Source organism: Mycobacterium colombiense (genome assembly GCF_003284935.1).
GTDB lineage: Bacteria > Actinomycetota > Actinomycetes > Mycobacteriales > Mycobacteriaceae > Mycobacterium > Mycobacterium arosiense_A.
Genome location: NZ_QMEV01000006.1, coordinates 116,571 through 134,440, shown reverse-complemented (window position 1 = coordinate 134,440; position 17,870 = coordinate 116,571). Strand labels below are relative to the sequence as shown.

The following is a 17,870-nucleotide window of genomic DNA, read 5'->3' as shown; positions in this document are numbered from 1 at the left end:
TCCCCGCGCGTGGCCGCTGGGGTGAGGAGCGTGCCGGCCGGCTCAGCCGGCGACGAATTGCCGCAGCTGGGGCTCGTCGGCGAGCCCCCACGCGGCGATGCGGTCGGAGATCGCCTGGCGCAGCTGCTCCGGTCCGAAAATGCCTGCCTTGTCGACGTTTCGCACCTTGTCCGCGTACGCGTCGATGTCGGCGCCGGGCACCTCCAGGTCGGCCGCGCGGGCGGCGATCGCCGCGATCGTCTCGTCGCGGGTGTACTCGAGGCAGTGCGCGACGAGGTTGGAGAAGAACATTTCGTGGCGCCGCTCGTCGCGGGCGATCCGGTCGATCAGGCCGGCGAGGATGGGCTCCTCGAGCTGCGCGGCCAGGTTCTCGCAGAACACGGCGTGGGTGCGCTCGGCGAACGCCATGTGCACCAGGATCTCCACCTGCGAGTAGGTGTCGGCGCGGTAGCCCTTCATGACGTACTGGACGCGGGCCTCTTCGTTGGCGGTCGGGTCGACCTCGCGGGTCACCACCAGGTACTCGCGCAGCGCGATGGCGTGCAGGTGCTCCTCGGCGGTCCACCGGCCCAGCCAGCGGCCCCAGTAGTCCTCCAGGATGAAGTGCTCGACCAGCTCGCGGTGGTGTGCGGCCAGGTTGTCCTTGAGCAGCAACATGATCTCGCAGGCGTCGGTCAGCGGCCTCGGCAACGTCATCGACGACGGGTCCCAGTCGCGCCCACCGAGGAAGGCGAAGTTCTCGCCCCGTTCGAACGGCACGTAGTCGTGCGCGAACCAGAGTTCTTCGGTGGACAGGTGGCGGTCGATGTTCGCTTCGACGACCGGCTCGAGTTCCAGGGTCAGTGCGTTAGCGACGGGTCTTTCGGCCATGAGGTAACTGTAACCCGCGTACACAGGTTCATGAAATCGACGCGGTCGTGTCGCGGCAACTGGTGACTTAGGTCCTCAAACCCCGCCGTTGGCCGCCCTGCCTGCGGCGATGCCGGCTACCGGCCGACCAGCGCCCAGTCTTCGAGGCCGTCGTACAGCGGAAACTCCTGGGCCAGCCGCGTCACTCGCTGGCGCAGCCCCGAGACGTCGGCCGAGGTCCCAGCCGCCAAGGCGGTGGCGATGACGTCGGCGACCTCGCTGAACTCGGCGTCGCCGAAGCCGCGGGTGGCCAGCGCGGGCGTGCCGATCCGCAGCCCCGAGGTGACCATCGGCGGGCGCGGGTCGTTGGGCACGGCGTTGCGGTTCACGGTGATGCCGACCTCGTGCAGCAGGTCCTCGGCGGCCTGCCCGTCGAGCGGGGAGTTGCGCAGGTCCACCAGGACCAGGTGCACGTCGGTGCCGCCGCTGACGACCGACACGCCGGCCTTGGCGACGTCGGCGGCCAGCAGCCGGTCGGCCAGGATCCGGGCACCCGACAGCGTGCGCTGCTGGCGCTCGACGAACTCCGGGGTGCCGGCGATCTTGAGCGCGACGGCCTTGCCGGCGATGACGTGCATCAGCGGGCCGCCCTGCTGGCCGGGGAACACCGCAGAGTTGACCGCCTTGGCGTACTCCTGCTTGCCCAGGATCATCCCCGAGCGGCCGCCGCCGAGCGTCTTGTGGATGGTGGTCGACACGATGTCGGCGTGCGGCACCGGCGAGGGGTGCAGCCCGGCCGCGACGAGACCCGCGAAGTGCGCCATGTCCACCCAGAGCTTGGCGTCGACCTCGTCGGCGATCGACCGGAACGCCGCAAAGTCGAGGATCCGCGGGTAGGCCGACCAGCCGGCGATGATCACCTTCGGCCGGAATTCCAGCGCCTTGGCGCGCACCGCGTCCATGTCGACCAGATGCGTCGTCGGGTCGACACCGTAGAAACCGTTCTCGTAGAGCTTGCCGGAGAAGTTCAGCTTCATGCCGTGCGTCAGGTGGCCGCCGTTGGCCAGGTCCAGACCCAGCAGCCGCTCCCCCGGCGACATCAGCGCGTGCAGGACGGCGGCGTTGGCCTGGGCCCCCGAATGGGGCTGCACGTTGGCGAAGTCGGCGCCGAAAAGCGCCTTGGCCCTGTCCCTGGCGATGTTCTCCACCACGTCGACGTACTCGCAGCCGCCGTAGTAGCGGCGCCCCGGCAGCCCCTCGGCGTACTTGTTGGTCAGCACGCTGCCCTGGGCCTGCAGCACGGCGCGCGGCACGAAGTTCTCCGAGGCGATCATCTCGAGCGTGTCGCGTTGCCGGCCGAGCTCCTTGCCGAGCAGCTCGGCGATGTCCGGGTCGACCTCGGCCAACGGGGCGGACATCACGGATGTCGAGGGACGGGCGTCAGGTGCAGCAGTCACGGCCGCCAGTCTATCCAGCGCCGCCCTTTCGCCAGCCCAGCCGTCGGGCTTTTCGGCGCCCCTGCAACACTTGCACTATGCCGCGGCTTAGCGAGCCGAGCCCTTATGTGGAGTTCGACCGAAAGCAATGGCGCGCGCTTCGCATGTCGACGCCGCTGGCCCTCACCGAGGAAGAGCTGGTCGGCCTGCGCGGTCTGGGTGAACAGATCGACTTGCTGGAAGTCGAAGAGGTCTACCTGCCGCTGGCCCGGCTCATTCACCTGCAGGTCGCGGCGCGGCAGCGATTGTTCGCCGCCACCGCCGAATTCCTCGGCGAACCTCAGCAAAACCCCGACCGGCCGGTGCCGTTCATCATCGGGGTGGCCGGCAGCGTCGCGGTCGGCAAGTCGACGACCGCCCGCGTGCTGCAGGCGCTGCTGGCGCGCTGGGACCATCACCCGCGGGTGGACCTGGTCACCACCGACGGGTTCCTGTACCCGAATGCTGAGCTGGACCGGCGAAACCTGATGCACCGCAAGGGGTTTCCGGAAAGCTACAACCGTCGGGCGCTGATGCGGTTCGTGACCTCGGTCAAATCCGGTTCGGACTACGCGTGCGCGCCGGTGTATTCGCACCTGAAATACGACATCATCCCGGGGGCCAAGCACGTGGTACGTCACCCCGACATCCTGATCCTCGAGGGCCTCAACGTGCTGCAGACCGGTCCGACCCTGATGGTGTCGGACCTGTTCGATTTCGGCGTGTACGTCGACGCCCGGATCGAAGACATCGAGCAGTGGTACGTCTCGCGGTTCCTGGCCATGCGCAGCACCGCCTTCGCCGATCCCGAATCGCACTTCCACCACTATTCGGCGCTCAACGACACCAAGGCGGTGGCCGCGGCCCGCGAGATCTGGCGATCCATCAACCGCCCCAACCTGGTCGAGAACATCCTGCCGACCCGGCCGCGCGCCACCCTGGTGCTGCGCAAGGACGCCGACCACTCCATCAACCGGCTGCGGCTGCGCAAGCTGTGACGGTGCGCGGCCGGCGGATCACGCCTCGAGGCGACGCAATCCCAGGTACTGCAGCCCGGCAAACGCCGCGGTGTAGGCGGCCGTGGCCAGGGTCAGCGCGACGCCGGTGAGGGTCAGCGGCAGCGCTTCCGCGGCCAGGATCGCCACCAGCGTGAAAGCGACGTTGACCACCAACACGCTGATGCCGACGCGGCGCACGTCCGGCAGCGCCCCGAGGCTGAACACCAGCAGGCCGGACAGCACGAACAGGACGCCCACGCCGTATTCCTGGAAGGACGTCAGGCCGGTCAGCGACGATAGCGGGTCGGCGAGGAACGCGATGGTCAAGCCGAGCAACCCCGTCAGGGTCGCGTCGGCGCGCACGGCGAAACGCAACAGCGAGTCGGTCGCGTCGTAGAGGGGCCGGGCCGGGATGCTGGATACGCCGGTAACAGAGCTCATGTGCTTACTCCTCGCGGTGGCGGGTTGGGTCGAACAGCTTTGAGGGTGCCGCCCGTGCACTGCCATATCGACTCGTGGCACTGCCAACTCATGCCACGGATACAAAGACGAGGTGGTTCACCCGGCTATTCCCGCCGGGGGGTAAATATTTGACACGCGCCAGCCCTGGCGGGCTCAGCGTTCCCACCAGTCACAGGGGCCGCGGGACACCACGGTCGCGTGACGGAAGGTTCCCGCCGCTAGTCGCTGGGGACCGGGATCCGTCCCCGAAGATCGGCGGCGATCAGCCGGGCGGCGGCGTTCTGCCAGTTGTGCAGCGAGCGCTGGGGAACCTCGGTGACGAACCACTGCCACGCCTGCCGCGCGATCGGATCCAGACCCGAGGCGGTGGCGTTCTGCGCGTAGGCGCGCACCCCGACGACGTAGGGGAAGTACAGCGAGTTGTAGTACCGCCACTCCTCGGTGGTGCCGAAGTCGCCGCCGTCGCGCGGCTTCAGCCGCGAGATGCCCTCGGCCAGCACCGCCTTGAGTTCGTTGGCCCGCTCGATCGGCTGGTCGGGTGCGCCGCGGGCGGCCAGCCGCTCGTCGATCACCGGCAGCGCCGTCAGCGGGCTGGCGACCAGCTTGCTCAGGTCGCCGTAGTGACCCAGGGCGCGGCGGGTGAGGCGAGCGAAAGTGACGTCGTCGACGCCGGCGAGCGGGTGCTCCTGGCGCAGCGGCAGCGCCGCCCCGGTATGCCGCAGCGCGGCCCGATCCGCGCGCAGCGCAGGCGATTTCGAGAACGCCAGCCGGTCGAGCACCCCGGCCAGGGGATCGGCGAGCACCTGCACGGTGATAGCGACCGCCAGGCTGGTGAACAGCAGCACCGTCAGCGCGGTTCGCGCGGCGGCGTCGTCGCGGGTCACCGCCAGCCCGATCAGCGCCTGGCCGCCGAACAGCACCGCCACCGCCACCGAACCGGCGAACGAGCGGAGCATGTCGGGGCGCAGCGCGTGGCCCTCGTCGAACGCGTCCCACAGGGCCACCGCGACCCCCAGCCCGAGGACGTCGCAACTCGTCGACGCCAGCGCGACCCAGCTCGGCACCAGGCCCAGCGGAATGATCAGGATCGCGTTGGCCAGCGCGAAGAACAGGGTGGCGGTGATCGCCAGTCCCACGGCCGGCCTGGGCCGCCGCGGGCGGCGCAACGCGACCACCCCGGCGCCGAGCGTCGACACGGAGATCACCGCGAACATCACCCAGTGACCGGGCCGCAGCGGCCCGTCGACGCTGCCGGCCAGCATCGCCCCGAACAGGGTCAGCGCGGCGACGACGGCCACCAGCAACACCTCGCGGGAGCGCGAGCGCCAGCCGTCGCTGGGCCGGGACAGCTCGACGAGCACGGCGAACCACGCCACGCCGGGGAGGGCCGCCAGGTAGATCTCCACCCGGCTCAGCAGCCCGGCGTGGGCGGGACTGGCGGTCCGCACCGCGTCCAGACCCACCACGAGCGCGAACCCGCACAGTCCGATCGCCGCCAGCACGAGGACGGGCTTGCGCGGATCACGGCTCACCAGATACAGCCCCAGCCAGGCGCTCAGCGTGAACACCACCGCCGACAGCGCAGCCATGTCCTTAGTGTGACACGCGGCCGCGCCGGCCCTTAAGGCCTTCGGGAGTCACTTGCCGTGCCGGCGATCCCGCCGGCTGTAGTCGCGCAGCGCGCGCAGGAAGTCGACGCGGCGGAACGCGGGCCAGTGCGTTTCGCAGAACCACATCTCCGAATAGGCGCTCTGCCACAGCAGGAATCCGGACAGCCGTTGCTCCCCCGAGGTGCGGATCACCAGGTCCGGATCGGGTTGCCCGGAGGTGTAGAGGTTCTCGGAAATGGCGTCGACGGTCACCGCGTCGACGAGCTCCTCGCCGGTGGCGCCGTTGGCCAGCTCCTTGTTCAGCAGCGCGCGCACCGCCCCGACGATCTCCTGCCGGCCGCCATAGCCGACGGCGACGTTGACGTGAAAGGGCGCGACGCTGGGGGTGGACTCGACCGCTCCGCGCAGTCGGCGGGCCGGCTCGTCGCCGAGCAGTTCCAGGTCCCCCACCGTGCGCACGCTCCAGCGGTTGGCCGGCGCGCAGATCTCCTCGACGACGTCGGTGATGATCTCGATCAGCCCGGCCAACTCGTCGGGATCGCGCTGCAGGTTCTCGGTGGACAGCAGGTAGACGGTGGTCATCTCGACGCCGGCTTCGGAACACCAGCGCAGCATCTCGGCGATCTTGGACGCGCCCATCCGGTAGCCGTAGCTGACGTCCTCGTATCCCGCGTCGCGGGCCCAGCGGCGGTTGCCGTCGCACAGCACGGCGATGTGCCGCGGGAGCTGGGACTTCGAGGCGGCCAGGCCCTGCCTCAGCCGCAGCTCGTAGACGCGATACAGCGGCTCTTTGAGGCGCGGCGGAATGATTTCCACGACCATTCACCCTAACTGCCAGCGGTGATGTATTCACCGGTTCTCGATTTCGGCCCGGTCACCTGAGCAGCCGACACGGTGCTGTAACCATCCCTGACTACTGTGGCTCTTGAACAGCCCCTGGCTTTCCGGAATCTCTCGTCGCGAAGAAAACGTCGCGAAGCCAAGACAGTCGCGAAGCCAAGACAGTTGCGAAGACAAGACACAGGAGACATGAGCAGCCAGACCAGCACCGTCCCCAACCCAGAGCCCGACCGCGAATCGATCGTTCCGGGCAACACCGTCGAACAGTTCGTCGAGGGTGCCGCCCAGTTCTTAAGCAAGCCCCGGATGCGCGGCTGGATCCACTTCGTCTCGGCGTGGCTGGCCATCATCACCGGCGCCACGCTGGTATCGGTGTCGTGGGCCGTCGCGTCGCCGCGCGCCGGCCACTCGACGCTGGTCTACGCCGCGGCCACGGTGGCCATGTTCGCGGTCAGCGCCACCTATCACCGGGTGCACTGGAAGTCCCCCGTCGCGCGCAGCCGGATGAAGCGGCTCGACCATTCGATGATCTTCGTGTTCATCGCCGGCAGCTACACGCCGTTCGCGCGGCTGGTCATGCCGCAGAACACCGGGGTGCTGGTGCAGTGCATCGTGTGGGGCGGCGCGGCGGCCGGGATCGCACTGAAGATGTGCTGGCCCACGGCGCCGCGCTGGGTCGGGGTGCCGCTCTACCTGCTGCTCGGCTGGGTGGCCGTCTGGTTCGCTCCCACGATCCTGCATCAGGCCGGCGTGGCCGCGATGGTGCTGCTGGCGGTGGGCGGCGTGTTCTACAGCGTCGGCGGCATCTTCTATGGCCTGCGCTGGCCGGACCCGTGGCCGCGGACGTTCGGCTATCACGAGTTCTTCCACGCCTTCACCGCGATCGCGGCGATCCTGCACTACATCGCCATGTGGTTCGCGGTGTTCTACACGGGCGACCATGCCTGGCTGGCGGGCGGCTGAGGCCGCACGGTCACGCCGCTAGGCCTGGGGCACGCCGTCCTCCGGCGACCAGTAGGCCTTCATCGAGGCGATCTTGCCGCGGCCGTCGAAGACCATGACGTCGATCGGTTCGATCACCATCCGGTGCTCGCCCGCGGTCACGGTCAGCCGGAAATGGAAGGCCGCCTCGTTGCCGGCGACGCGCAGCGTCACCAGTTCGCATTCGCGCTGCAGGTTGTCGACCGCGGAGTAGAAGCCGTGGATCGCCTGCCGCCCGATGTGCACCTCGCCGCCGACCGGGTCCTCCACGGTGGCGTCGTCGGCGTACAACTCGACCAGATCGTCGGCGCTGCCCTTAGCGACCAATTCGATGTAGCGGTTGACCGTGTTCCGGATCGCTTCGGTCCTGGCGGCATTCGGCATGGGACGCAGGGTAACCCCGCGCTAGTGATCGGGGACACCCAGGGCGGTCGCCAATTCGGGCGCGGTGGTCACCGGCAGGTCGCACACCTGGCCGCGGCACACATACGCGGCATCGGCGCCTGCCACCCGGGGCCGGCCGGCCAGCAGCGCCGACGAATCCTGCGGCCCGCCCACCACGATCGCCCCGCCGGGCGCCAGCCGGCGCGCCTCGGCCAGCAACGCCGACGCCGGCGGGTCGCAGGCCACCGCGATCTGCAGGGGTCCGCGCACCGCGGCTTCCGCGACGGCCAGCCAATGCCCGGCCGACCGGGGCGCGCGCTCCAGCAGCACCGAATGCGCGCCGAGCGATTCGCCGACCGCCCGCAGGTAGCGCTCGGTGCGGTCGCCGTCGACCAGGTGCGCCGCGGTCAGCAGCGCCTCGGTGATCGACGACGCCCCCGACGGGGTCGCCCCGTCCAGCGGATCGGCCGGCCGCAACACCAACCGCTCGGCGTCGTCGGCCGTGTCGAACCAGCGGCCGGGCTGCTGCGGATCGGCGAAATGGGCCAGGGCGGTGTCGAGCAGCCCGGTGGCCGCGCTCAGCCAGGTGTCCTCGGCGGTCAGCTGGTACAGGGCGAGCAGACCGGTGGCCAGCATCGCGTAGTCCTCGAGGATGGCGGCGCTGTCGCCGACCGCGCCGCCCAGGCTGGCGCGTCGCAACCGGCCGTCGACGAGGTGCAGACCGAGCAGCGTTCGCGCGCAACGCATTGCCGCCTGCGCCAATTCGGGCTCGTCCAGCGCCACGCTGGCCTCGGCCAGGGCGGTGATCGCCAGGCCGTTCCACGACGTGACGACTTTGTCGTCACGGCCGGGCTGGACTCGGGCACGGCGGGCCGTCAGCAGCGCGGCGCGCACGCGTTCCAGCCGCTGGGCGTCCTCGGGATCGGCGGGGGCCTGCAGCACCGAGGCGCCGTGCTCGAACGTGCCGCTCTGGGTGACCGCGAAAACGCTTGCCGCCCAAGGACCGTCGTCGGGGCCGAGCGCCTCGTTCAGCTGCGCCGGAGTCCACACATAGGTCGAACCCTCGCGGCCGTCGGCGTCGGCGTCCAGCGACGAGGTGAACATGGCGCCGTCGGCCAGCTCGACCAGCAGGAACTGGGCGGTCTGGGCGGCGACCCGGCGCGCCAGCGGGTCCGCGGTGCGCCGGGCCCAGTGCGCGTAGGCGCGCAGCAGCAGCGCGTTGTCGTAGAGCATCTTCTCGAAATGCGGTACCACCCAAGCCTTGTCGACGCTGTAGCGGGCGAAGCCGCCGCCGAGCTGGTCGTAGATGCCGCCGCGCGCCATCGCGTTGCCGGTGTGCGTCACCGCCGCAAGCGCCTGCGATGAGCCGGTGCGCTCGAAGTGGCGCAACAGCGCCTCGAGCAACGCCGACGGCGGGAACTTGGGCGCTCCGCCGAACCCGCCGTGCACCGCGTCGCGATCCTCGAGCACCGTGGCGACGGCGTGGTCGCACAGCTCCGGCGCTATCGAGGGACCGCCGCCCGGCAGGCCCGACGAGATCCTGCGTAACTCGCCCGCGATGCGGTCCGAGGCCTCCTCGACCTCGCCGCGACGCTCCCGCCAGGTGGCCGAGACGGCCGAAAGAAGTTGCAGGAAGCCGTCTTTCGGATAATAGGTACCGCAGAAGAAGGGTCGTCCGTCCGGCGTCAGGAAGCACGTCATCGGCCAACCGCCGTGCCCGTTGAGCGCGACCGTGGCGTTCATGTACGCCGCGTCGATGTCCGGACGTTCCTCACGGTCGACCTTGATGCAGACGAACCCGGCGTTCATCGCGGCGGCCACGTCGTCGTCCTCGAACGACTCGTGGGCCATGACGTGGCACCAATGGCAGGCGGCGTAGCCCACCGAGAGCAGGATCGGCACGTCGCGGTCGGCGGCGGCGGCCAGCGCCTCGGGGGTCCACTGCTGCCAGTGCACCGGGTTGTCGGCGTGCTGACGCAGGTACGGGCTGGTCGCCAGCCCAAGGGTATTCGTCGAAGCCTGGTCAGCCGGGCTCATCGCCGGGTCCCGGGGCTCGCGGCGGGCCGTTGCCTTCGTCCGGGGTGGCGCCGGGGCCGACCGCGTCGGTGCCCTCGTCGGCGGCCTGGTCCGGTTCGGGGTGCTTGGGATCGAACGATTCCGGCACCTTCTTCAGCTGCCGGTTCATCGATCGCAGCAGAAACAGCGTGCTGATCAACAGCAACACGACGATCAGCAGCCCGACCGGGCTGGCCTTGCCGAAGTCGGGGCCGGTGTGGTGGGGCGGGCCGTCGGCCTGCCAGCCGGCGGCGGTCACGACGAGAAAGAGGTGGTTCACGCGTCGCTCTCGATCCCGGCGAACAGGTCGTCCTCGGGCAGCGACACCGGGACGCGGGAGCGGGCCAACTCGAATTCCTCAGTGGGCCAAAGCCGTTGCTGCCACGCGATGGGAGCGGCGAAGAAGTCGTGCTCCGGGTCGATCTGGGTGGTGTGCGCCCGCAGCGCGTCGTCGCGCTGGCTGAAGTACGCCGAGCATTCGACCCGCGTGGTCACCCGGGACTCGAACGGATCGTGCGCGGCGTCCCAGTGCTCGAGCCACTTCTTGAACGGGGGCTCCTGACCGTGCTTGACGGCCTCGTCGTGCAGCAGCTGCATCCGGGCCCGCAGGAACCCGTGGTTGTAGTAGAGCTTGGACACCGACCACGGCTCGCCGGCGTCGGGGAAGCGCCGGTAATCGCCGGCCGCCTCGTAGGCACCCACCGAAACCTGGTGGCAGCGAATGTGATCGGGATGGGGGTAGCCGCCGGTCTCGTCGTATGTGGTCATCACGTGCGGACGGAACTCGCGAACCACGCGGACCAGCGCCTCGATCGACTCCTCGAGCGGCACCAGCGCGAAACAGCCCTCGGGCAGCGGCGGCGGCGGGTCACCCTGGGGCAGTCCGGAGTCGACGAAACCCAGCCAGGTGTGCTCCACGCCGAGTATCTCGGCGGCCTTGGCCATCTCGTCGCGGCGGATCTCGGCGATGTGGCCGTGCACCTCGGGCAGGTCCATCGCCGGGTTGAGAATGTCGCCGCGCTCACCGCCGGTCAACGTCACCACCAGCACGCGATGGCCTTCGTCGGCGTAGCGGGCCAGCGTGGCCGCGCCCTTGCTGGACTCGTCGTCGGGGTGGGCGTGCACCGCCATCAACCGCAATTCGCTCACGTGCTTCCTTGTCACCTCTGGGGGTCGCCCGGTCTGACCCTATAATTCCAGTTCCGAGTTCGTCGCATGCTGCCGGCCGGTGCCGGGCGGCCCACAACCAGGCAAAATCAGTCATGACCGAATCCCCGATTCCTCGTCCGGAGGCCCGCTACGGGCGCTCCCGGCGATCGCGCATCCCCCGGCGGTGGGTGGTTGTCACGCTGGGCGCGCTGGTCGTGGTGGCCGGACTCGTCGTTGCCGTCATCGGTTATCACCGGTTCGGCACGAGCGACGTCAAGGGGACGATGGCCGGCTATCGGGTGATCGACGACCAGACGGCGTCGATCACGATCAGCGTGATGCGATCGGATCCGTCGCGGCCGGTGGACTGCATCGTGCGGGTGCGCGCCAAGGACGGCAGCGAGACGGGCCGCCGGGAACTGCTGGTCCCGCCGTCGGATGCGGCCACCGTGCAGGTGACCACGACGGTGAAATCGTTCGAGCCGCCGGTGGTCGCCGACATCTATGGCTGCGGCACCGATGTGCCCGCCTACCTGCGCCCGGCGTGACCTCCCCGTCCACAGCGAACTGCGAATATGGGGTCATCAACTGTTTGCACGGTGGTAACATGGATGAATGCACGGTTCCGGTTGGGACCGTGTTGCTGCATTAGCGGACGTGAGCAAAACGGAGCGGCAGCACACGGGGAGGCACCCGCACACTCCCGGCGGCGGAGCTAACAGGACTTAACGCGGACTCGCGGAACAACATACGAGGAGCACGACGAGATGACGGACACTTCCGTGACCTGGCTGACCCAGGAGTCACACGACCGGCTCAAGGCCGAGCTCGACCAGTTGATTGCGAATCGTCCGGTCATCGCCGCGGAGATCAACGACCGCCGCGAGGAGGGCGACCTGCGCGAGAACGGCGGCTACCACGCCGCCCGCGAGGAGCAGGGTCAGCAGGAGGCCCGCATCCGCCAGCTGCAGGACCTGCTCAACAACGCCAAGGTCGGCGAGGCGCCCAAGCAGTCCGGCGTCGCCCTGCCCGGTTCGGTGGTCAAGGTCTACTACAACGGCGACAAGTCCGACACGGAGACCTTCCTGATCGCCACCCGCCAGGAGGGCGTCAACGACGGCAAGCTCGAGGTCTATTCGCCCAACTCGCCGCTGGGCGGCGCCCTGATCGACGCCAAGGAGGGCGAGACCCGCACCTACGTGGTGCCCAACGGCAACACCGTCCAGGTCACGCTGGTCAGCGCGGAGCCCTACCACTCCTGATCCGGGCTCAGCCCGCGGCGACCCGCCGTTAGCCCAAGGCCCGGTCGAGATCGGCCAGCAGGTCGGCGACGTCCTCGATGCCGACCGACAGCCGCACCAGATCGTCGGGAACTTCCAATTGCGACCCGGCCGTCGACGCATGGGTCATGGCGCTGGGGTGCTCGATCAGCGACTCCACCCCGCCCAGCGATTCCGCCAGGATGAACACCCGGGTTTTGGCGCACAGGTCGCGGGCGGCGTCGCGGCCGCCACGCATGCGGACCGAGACCATGCCGCCGAAGCCGCGCATCTGCCGGGCCGCGATCTCGTGGCCGGGGTGTGAGGGCAGGCCGGGATAGAGCACCGTGCCCACGGCGGGATGCCCGGCGAGGAATTCCGCTACGGCCGAAGCGTTTTCGCTGTGCCGCTGCATGCGCAGCACCAGGGTCTTCAGGCCGCGCATGGTCAGGTAGGCGTCGAACGGCCCGGGCACCGCGCCCGCGCCGTTCTGCAGGAACGCGAACGCCTCGTCGAGTTCCTTGTCGTTGGTGACCAGCGCGCCGCCCACCACGTCCGAGTGCCCGCCGATGTATTTGGTAGTGGAGTGCAGCACGATGTCGGCGCCCAACGTCAACGGCTGCTGCAGCGCCGGTGACGCAAACGTGTTGTCCACCAACACCTTTGCCGAACTCTGCTTGCCCAGTTCTGCCAGGGCGGCGATGTCGGCGATGGACAGCAACGGGTTGGTCGGCGTTTCCGCCCAGATCAGCCGGGTGCGCGGCGTGATCGCGGCGGCGACGGCGTCCAGCTCATGCAGGGCGACCGGGGTGTACTCGACGTTCCACTGGGTGAAGACCTTGTCGATCAGCCGGAAGGTGCCGCCGTACGCGTCGTTCGGGATCACGACGTGGTCGCCGGGCCGCAGCACCGCGCGCAGGGCGCAGTCCGTGGCGGCCATGCCCGAGCCGAAGGCCCGCCCGTAGGCGCCCTCTTCGACGGCGGCCAGCGCCGCTTCCAGCGCGGTCCGGGTCGGGTTGCCGGTGCGGGCGTATTCGAAGCCGCCGCGCAGGGCGCCGACACCGTCCTGGGCGAAGGTGCTGCTGGCGTAGATCGGGGCGTTCACCGCGCCGGTCGCCGGGTCCGGCCGGTAGCCGGCGTGAATCGCTTTGGTGGCCAGTCCGGTGAACTCGTGGCGTGCGTCGTCGCTCATCGACGCTCAGCCTAGGTGACGGCCGGCCTCTCGGCGCCGTCGATCGGTAGGCACACCGTCGTCATGATCTTGTCCGCCAGCGTCTGGCGCTTCGAATCCCACAGCGGGAAAAGGAAACCGATGAAGCAGATGATCGCGTCGACGAAGTGCGCCAGCGCGCGCACCACCGACATCCCGAAGCCCAGGGGCTGCCCGGTGACCTCGCTGACCACTTTGAACTTCAGTACCGACTTGCCGACGCTCGACCCGGTGATGCCCTGGCGGTAGCCGTAGTTCCAGATCAAATAGAACAGCCCGAGGATCGACGCCAGCCATTGCGCCACCATGCCGACGGTCGAGTTCTGGGTGGCGCAGTACTGGTTGACGGAGTACTGCGTGACGTCGGTGATGCAGGCGGTCTGCTGGGTGGCGACCAGGATCGCGGTGCCGATGCCGTGCACCACGACGTACGGGAGGATGTCGATGATGAAGGCCAGCGCGCGGGTCAGCCACGGCGTGTACTGCTCCGTCGGCAGCGTGCGGATCGCCGGCCCGGGCGGCGGCGGCGCGTAGCCGCCGGCCGACGGTGGGGGCGGCGGGTAGGACCCCCCGGGCGGCGGTGGCGGAGGCGGCGGATAAGAACCGGCGCCCGACGCCGGTGGCGGCGGAATCTCCTGACCACCCGATGGCGGCTGGTCCCCACCCGCGGGCGCGGGCGACGACGGAGGTGGCGGGTAAGCGCCGGCGGGCGGTTGATCGGTCATGGGCCACCTTCCACTCCGGGTCAGCTGGACCCCTAGCTTGGACAGCCGAAACAGTACCCGAGCGCGTCGCGGCCGGGCGAGACGCGCGGCGCGCGCCGACGGCCGCGCGCTAGCGGCGCCCGGACAGCCCCCGGGGCCCGTCGGAGAGGAAACCCAGCAAGTCGTAACGGGTGATCACGCCCACCGGTTTGCCCTCCTCGACCACCATCAACGCGTCCCAATCGCGCAGGGCCTTGCCGGCCGCGCTGATCAGTTCTCCGGCACCGATCATCGGCAGGGGCGGGCTCATGTGCAGCGAGACCGCGTCGGCCAATTTCGCCCGACCCTCGAAGACCGCGGACAGCAGTTCGCGTTCGGAGACGCTGCCGGCCACCTCCCCCGCCATCACCGGGGGCTCGGCCCCGACGACCGGCATCTGGGACACCCCGTACTCGCGCAGGATGCCGATGGCGTCGCGCACCGTCTCGGCCGGGTGGGTGTGCACCAGGTCGGGCAGCTCGCCGGACTTGCGCCGCAGCACGTCGCCGACCCGGGACTGTTCGGTGGAGCCGTCCAGGCGGCTGCGCAGGAACCCGTAGGACGACATCCACGCGTCGTTGAAGATCTTCGACATGTAGCCCCGCCCGCCGTCGGGCAGCAGCACCACCACGATGGAGTCGGGCCCGGCCCGCTCGGCGACCTTGAGCGCGGCGACCACCGCCATGCCGCACGAGCCGCCGACCAGCATCGCTTCCTCGCGGGCCAGCCGCCGGGTCATGTCGAACGAGTCGGAGTCGGACACCGCGATGATCTCGTCGGGCACCGTGCGGTCGTACGCCTGCGGCCAGAAGTCCTCCCCGACGCCCTCCACCAGGTAGGGCCGGCCGGTGCCGCCCGAATACACCGACCCCTCGGGGTCCGCGCCGATGATGCGCACCGCGCCGCCGGATACCTCTTTGAGGTAGCGGCCGGCGCCGGTGATCGTTCCGCCGGTGCCGATGCCGGCGACGAAATGGGTGACCTTGCCGTCGGTGTCGGCCCAGATCTCCGGGCCGGTGGTGGCGTAGTGGCTGGCCGGGCCTTCCGGGTTGGCGTACTGGTCGGGTTTCCACGCGCCGTCGATCTCGGTGACCAGCCGGTCGGAGACGCTGTAGTAGCTGTCCGGATGGTCGGGCGGTACCGCGGTCGGACACACGACGACCTCGGCGCCGTAGGCCATCAGCACGTTGCGCTTGTCCTCGCTGACCTTGTCGGGGCAGACGAACACGCACTTGTAGCCGCGGTGCTGCGCGACGAGGGCCAGCCCGACGCCGGTGTTGCCCGAGGTGGGTTCGACGATGGTGCCGCCCGGCCGCAGCTGGCCGCTGGCTTCGGCGGCGTCGATCATCTTCACCGCGATCCGGTCCTTCGAGCTGCCACCGGGATTGAGGTATTCGACCTTGGCCGCCACGAGGCCGGCGCCGTCGGGCACGACGGAGTTCAGACGCACCAGCGGTGTGCCGCCGATGAGGTCACTGATGTGCTGAGCGATCCGCATGCGTTCATCGTCTCAGGCGGATTCGGACGCCGCACAACCCGCTGTGCGGCGTCTACTCCGTGGCCTCACGGATGTAGTCGCCGATCTGGCGCAGCGAGCGCATGGCCTCGGGCACCATCGGGGCGGCCAGCTGGAAGTCGTGGACCTGGCCGGGCCATACCCGCACCTCGGCCGGCACGCCCACCGCGGCGAGCCGGCTCGCCGCCAGGAGCGCGTCGTGCAACAGCACCTCGGAGCCCGACACGTGGATGAGCGTGCGGGGCAGGCCCGGCTTGATGTGGTCGAGCGGCTCGTAGATCTCTTCGGGCTTGCCGTCGACGATGTTCTTGCCGGCGGCCGTGGCCACCAGCTGGCCGAGCGCGTCGAACGCCCCGGCCGTGAACATGGCATCGGTCTCGATGTTGGGGTGGGCCTGCTTGGGTTCCTTGGCCAGCTGCAGCAGGGGCGAGATCGCCACCAGCGCCGCGGGATCCTCGCCCTCCTCCTGCAGGCGTTGGGCCAGCGTGAGCGCGAGGTAGCCGCCGGCAGAGTCGCCGGCCAGCACGATCTGGTCGGGCTGGTATCCGCGCTGCCGCAGCCATCGGTATGCGTCGTGGCAGTCGTCGAGCGCCATCCCGACCGAATTCTTCGGCAGCAGACGGTAGTTGACCACCAGGATGGGCGAGTCGGCGAACTTGGACAGGGTTTCGACGAGCCGGCCGTGGGAGTTCGCCCCGCAGGTCAGGAACGCGCCGCCATGCAGGTAGACGATCACGCGGCGGCTACCGTCGGCGGGCAGCACCCCGGGCGCGCGCACCAGCTGCGCCGACGCGTGGGGCAGCTTGATGGTCTCGCGGACGGTGGCCGACGCCGGGATCAGCACCCGGGCCGTGAGGTCGATCAGACCCCAGGGCCACGGCAGGTTGGGGACGTGGCTGCCGACGGACAGGATGGGCCGGATGGTCAGCCGCGAGGTGAGGTTGGCCAGCCGCGCGGCCACACTGGGCCCGGATTCCAGGACCTCGACCGGTGCGCCGTCGCTGATGGCGAACTTGCGCGCCTGGGCGCGGCGGGCTCTGAGGACATCATGTGGCCGAACGGTATTTGCCGACGACCCCGATTCCTTGCTAGGTGCGGTCATGCTCAACACTTCCTACGCCGTTGTAGTGCGATACAGCATGTGACGAGGCGACCGAGCGTGTGGTTCAGCCGTTTGCCAAGGCGCTCAGCCATCCCTTGTCATCAGCTTGACAGCGGTTGCTTAGTACAACGTAGGAAATTGCTGATTTGATACCAGTTTTGCTTCGCACCGTGATCAGTTCGTTTTCCAGCCGCCCGCGCGAACGTCGCAGCGGCTCTAAAATCGATTGCGTGACCATGCGGGTGCCACGCCGTTCGGCGATCGCCCTGGCCACAGCGGGCGCGCTGGCCTCAACAGGAACCGCCTACCTGGGGGCACGCAGTCTGTTGGTCGGCCAGGCCACTCACGCGCGCACGATCATTCCGAAGGCATGGGACATCCCGCCGCGCGCGGACGGGGTGTACGAGCGCGGCGGTGGCCCCGTGCAGCGGTGGCACCGCGGCATGGCGGTCGACTCGCACCTGATGATCTTCGGTGACTCGACCGCCGCGGGCTACGGCTGCATGAGCGCCGACGAAGTGCCCGGGGTGCGCATCGCCCGGGGCCTGGCCGAGCAGACCGGCAAGCGAATCCGGTTGAGCACCAAGGCGATTGTGGGCGCCACGTCCAAGGGGGTGTGCGGTCAGGTCGACGCCATGTTCGTGGCCGGTCCACCGCCGGACATCGCGGTGATCATGGTCGGCGCCAACGACGTGACCGCGCTCAACGGCATCAGCCAGTCGGCGCAGCGGCTGGCGCTGACCGTGCGCAAGCTGCGCGCCCGCGGTGCCGTGGTGATCGTCGGCACCTGCCCGGACCTCGGATTCATCAGCGCCATTCCCCAGCCGCTGCGGTCGCTGGCGCACGAGCGTTGCCTGCAGCTCGCCCGCGCCCAGACCGCGGCGGTCCGGTCGGCCGGCGGCGTGCCGGTGCCGTTGGCGCAGCTGATGGCGCCGCAGTTCCGCGCGACGCCCGACGCCATGTTCTCCGCCGACGGCTACCACCCGTCGGCACCCGCCTATGCACTGGCGGCCGACGCGCTGCTGCTCGCGCTGTGCGACGCGCTGGGCGAGAAGGTGGAGCGTCCACCGCTGAGCCCGCCGGTGCTCGCGGCGACGCCGGTGCTCGGTCAGCGGCACACCCGCAGCAGCGTCATGTCGCGGCTGTGGCGGCGTCCCACCCCCGGTCCTGCCCCGTCTTCGTGCCCCGAGGTCGGCAGCGACTAGATTTGTTCTCGCCGGTCGGAGCGAACCACGCC

At 69.6% G+C, this 17,870-nt stretch carries 18 protein-coding genes; 5 read left to right on the top strand and 13 right to left on the bottom strand.

Annotated elements, in window-relative coordinates; translation table 11 throughout:
- Positions 1–42: 42 nt before the first annotated feature.
- The gene (locus DQP57_RS05280; RefSeq protein ID WP_112632008.1) at positions 43–870 is read right to left on the bottom strand and encodes an acyl-ACP desaturase; all 828 of its coding nucleotides are present in this window, start codon (positions 868–870) and stop codon (positions 43–45) included.
- A 116-nt stretch (positions 871–986) separates the two neighbouring features.
- Positions 987–2,267 carry a serine hydroxymethyltransferase gene (gene glyA, locus DQP57_RS05275; protein ID WP_112631985.1) on the bottom strand — a complete coding sequence of 427 codons (1,281 nt, stop codon included), beginning with the start codon at positions 2,265–2,267 and terminating at the stop codon, positions 987–989.
- Between the two features lie 116 nt (positions 2,268–2,383).
- Here glyA and coaA point away from each other — a divergent pair, with 116 nt between their 5' ends.
- Entirely contained in the window at positions 2,384–3,322 is a 939-nt protein-coding gene (coaA, locus tag DQP57_RS05270; RefSeq protein ID WP_044487112.1) for a type I pantothenate kinase, read from the top strand.
- 18 nt (positions 3,323–3,340) lie between these two features.
- Here coaA and DQP57_RS05265 read toward each other — a convergent pair whose 3' ends face one another.
- The 3 genes from DQP57_RS05265 to DQP57_RS05255 form a co-directional block, all read right to left on the bottom strand.
- Positions 3,341–3,763, bottom strand: a complete 423-nt coding sequence (locus tag DQP57_RS05265) for a hypothetical protein (RefSeq protein WP_112631984.1) — start codon at positions 3,761–3,763, stop codon at positions 3,341–3,343.
- A gap of 239 nt (positions 3,764–4,002) precedes the next feature.
- Positions 4,003–5,373 (bottom strand): hypothetical protein, encoded by a 1,371-nt coding sequence (locus DQP57_RS05260; RefSeq protein ID WP_112631983.1) that lies wholly within the window; start codon positions 5,371–5,373, stop codon positions 4,003–4,005.
- A 48-nt stretch (positions 5,374–5,421) separates the two neighbouring features.
- A complete protein-coding gene (locus DQP57_RS05255) occupies positions 5,422–6,210 on the bottom strand; it encodes a (2Z,6E)-farnesyl diphosphate synthase (RefSeq protein ID WP_112632007.1) in 789 nt (262 codons plus the stop codon).
- Positions 6,211–6,423: 213 nt separating this feature from the next.
- On the opposite strand from DQP57_RS05255, the gene trhA reads away from it, so the two are divergent.
- A complete protein-coding gene (gene trhA / locus DQP57_RS05250; RefSeq protein WP_112631982.1) occupies positions 6,424–7,197 on the top strand; it encodes a PAQR family membrane homeostasis protein TrhA in 774 nt (257 codons plus the stop codon).
- Between the two features lie 18 nt (positions 7,198–7,215).
- On the opposite strand, the gene DQP57_RS05245 is transcribed toward trhA, so the two are convergent.
- From DQP57_RS05245 to mca, 4 genes are read right to left on the bottom strand one after another with little or no spacing between them, the layout of a single operon-like run.
- Positions 7,216–7,599 (bottom strand): nuclear transport factor 2 family protein, encoded by a 384-nt coding sequence (locus DQP57_RS05245; RefSeq protein WP_112631981.1) that lies wholly within the window; start codon positions 7,597–7,599, stop codon positions 7,216–7,218.
- A 21-nt stretch (positions 7,600–7,620) separates the two neighbouring features.
- Positions 7,621–9,636, bottom strand: a complete 2,016-nt coding sequence (locus DQP57_RS05240) for a thioredoxin domain-containing protein (RefSeq protein ID WP_112631980.1) — start codon at positions 9,634–9,636, stop codon at positions 7,621–7,623.
- On the bottom strand, positions 9,623–9,934 hold the full coding sequence (locus DQP57_RS05235; RefSeq protein WP_112631979.1) for a hypothetical protein: 312 nt from the start codon (positions 9,932–9,934) through the stop codon (positions 9,623–9,625). The genes DQP57_RS05240 and DQP57_RS05235 overlap by 14 nt, the downstream gene beginning before the upstream one ends.
- On the bottom strand, positions 9,931–10,803 hold the full coding sequence (gene mca / locus DQP57_RS05230) for a mycothiol conjugate amidase Mca (protein ID WP_112631978.1): 873 nt from the start codon (positions 10,801–10,803) through the stop codon (positions 9,931–9,933). The genes DQP57_RS05235 and mca overlap by 4 nt, the downstream gene beginning before the upstream one ends.
- A gap of 113 nt (positions 10,804–10,916) precedes the next feature.
- On the opposite strand from mca, the gene DQP57_RS05225 reads away from it, so the two are divergent.
- Entirely contained in the window at positions 10,917–11,351 is a 435-nt protein-coding gene (locus DQP57_RS05225; protein WP_112631977.1) for a DUF4307 domain-containing protein, read from the top strand.
- A 219-nt stretch (positions 11,352–11,570) separates the two neighbouring features.
- Positions 11,571–12,065: a transcription elongation factor GreA gene (greA, locus tag DQP57_RS05220; protein ID WP_112631976.1), complete on the top strand. Its 495-nt coding sequence runs from the start codon at positions 11,571–11,573 to the stop codon at positions 12,063–12,065.
- 28 nt (positions 12,066–12,093) lie between these two features.
- On the opposite strand, the gene DQP57_RS05215 is transcribed toward greA, so the two are convergent.
- The 4 genes from DQP57_RS05215 to DQP57_RS05200 form a co-directional block, all read right to left on the bottom strand.
- A complete protein-coding gene (locus DQP57_RS05215) occupies positions 12,094–13,254 on the bottom strand; it encodes a cystathionine gamma-synthase (RefSeq protein ID WP_112631975.1) in 1,161 nt (386 codons plus the stop codon).
- An 11-nt stretch (positions 13,255–13,265) separates the two neighbouring features.
- The gene (locus tag DQP57_RS05210) at positions 13,266–13,997 is read right to left on the bottom strand and encodes an RDD family protein (protein ID WP_112631974.1); all 732 of its coding nucleotides are present in this window, start codon (positions 13,995–13,997) and stop codon (positions 13,266–13,268) included.
- Positions 13,998–14,106: 109 nt separating this feature from the next.
- Entirely contained in the window at positions 14,107–15,513 is a 1,407-nt protein-coding gene (locus tag DQP57_RS05205; protein WP_112631973.1) for a cystathionine beta-synthase, read from the bottom strand.
- A gap of 52 nt (positions 15,514–15,565) precedes the next feature.
- Entirely contained in the window at positions 15,566–16,633 is a 1,068-nt protein-coding gene (locus DQP57_RS05200; protein WP_112631972.1) for an alpha/beta hydrolase fold domain-containing protein, read from the bottom strand.
- A 242-nt stretch (positions 16,634–16,875) separates the two neighbouring features.
- On the opposite strand from DQP57_RS05200, the gene DQP57_RS05195 reads away from it, so the two are divergent.
- The gene (locus DQP57_RS05195; RefSeq protein ID WP_112632006.1) at positions 16,876–17,838 is read left to right on the top strand and encodes an SGNH/GDSL hydrolase family protein; all 963 of its coding nucleotides are present in this window, start codon (positions 16,876–16,878) and stop codon (positions 17,836–17,838) included.
- Positions 17,839–17,870: the final 32 nt, after the last annotated feature.

What these genes read in the sequence shown, in the direction of transcription:
- DQP57_RS05280 (WP_112632008.1), bottom strand. Translation starts at nt 870, where the DNA reads ATGGCCGAAAGACCCGTCGCTAACGCACTGACCCTGGAACTCGAGCCG.
- glyA (WP_112631985.1), bottom strand. Translation starts at nt 2,267, where the DNA reads ATGTCCGCCCCGTTGGCCGAGGTCGACCCGGACATCGCCGAGCTGCTC.
- coaA (WP_044487112.1), top strand. Translation starts at nt 2,384, where the DNA reads ATGCCGCGGCTTAGCGAGCCGAGCCCTTATGTGGAGTTCGACCGAAAG.
- DQP57_RS05265 (WP_112631984.1), bottom strand. Translation starts at nt 3,763, where the DNA reads ATGAGCTCTGTTACCGGCGTATCCAGCATCCCGGCCCGGCCCCTCTAC.
- DQP57_RS05260 (WP_112631983.1), bottom strand. Translation starts at nt 5,373, where the DNA reads ATGGCTGCGCTGTCGGCGGTGGTGTTCACGCTGAGCGCCTGGCTGGGG.
- trhA (WP_112631982.1), top strand. Translation starts at nt 6,424, where the DNA reads ATGAGCAGCCAGACCAGCACCGTCCCCAACCCAGAGCCCGACCGCGAA.
- DQP57_RS05245 (WP_112631981.1), bottom strand. Translation starts at nt 7,599, where the DNA reads ATGCCGAATGCCGCCAGGACCGAAGCGATCCGGAACACGGTCAACCGC.
- DQP57_RS05240 (WP_112631980.1), bottom strand. Translation starts at nt 9,636, where the DNA reads ATGAGCCCGGCTGACCAGGCTTCGACGAATACCCTTGGGCTGGCGACC.
- DQP57_RS05225 (WP_112631977.1), top strand. Translation starts at nt 10,917, where the DNA reads ATGACCGAATCCCCGATTCCTCGTCCGGAGGCCCGCTACGGGCGCTCC.
- greA (WP_112631976.1), top strand. Translation starts at nt 11,571, where the DNA reads ATGACGGACACTTCCGTGACCTGGCTGACCCAGGAGTCACACGACCGG.
- DQP57_RS05215 (WP_112631975.1), bottom strand. Translation starts at nt 13,254, where the DNA reads ATGAGCGACGACGCACGCCACGAGTTCACCGGACTGGCCACCAAAGCG.
- DQP57_RS05210 (WP_112631974.1), bottom strand. Translation starts at nt 13,997, where the DNA reads ATGACCGATCAACCGCCCGCCGGCGCTTACCCGCCACCTCCGTCGTCG.
- DQP57_RS05205 (WP_112631973.1), bottom strand. Translation starts at nt 15,513, where the DNA reads ATGCGGATCGCTCAGCACATCAGTGACCTCATCGGCGGCACACCGCTG.
- DQP57_RS05200 (WP_112631972.1), bottom strand. Translation starts at nt 16,633, where the DNA reads ATGACCGCACCTAGCAAGGAATCGGGGTCGTCGGCAAATACCGTTCGG.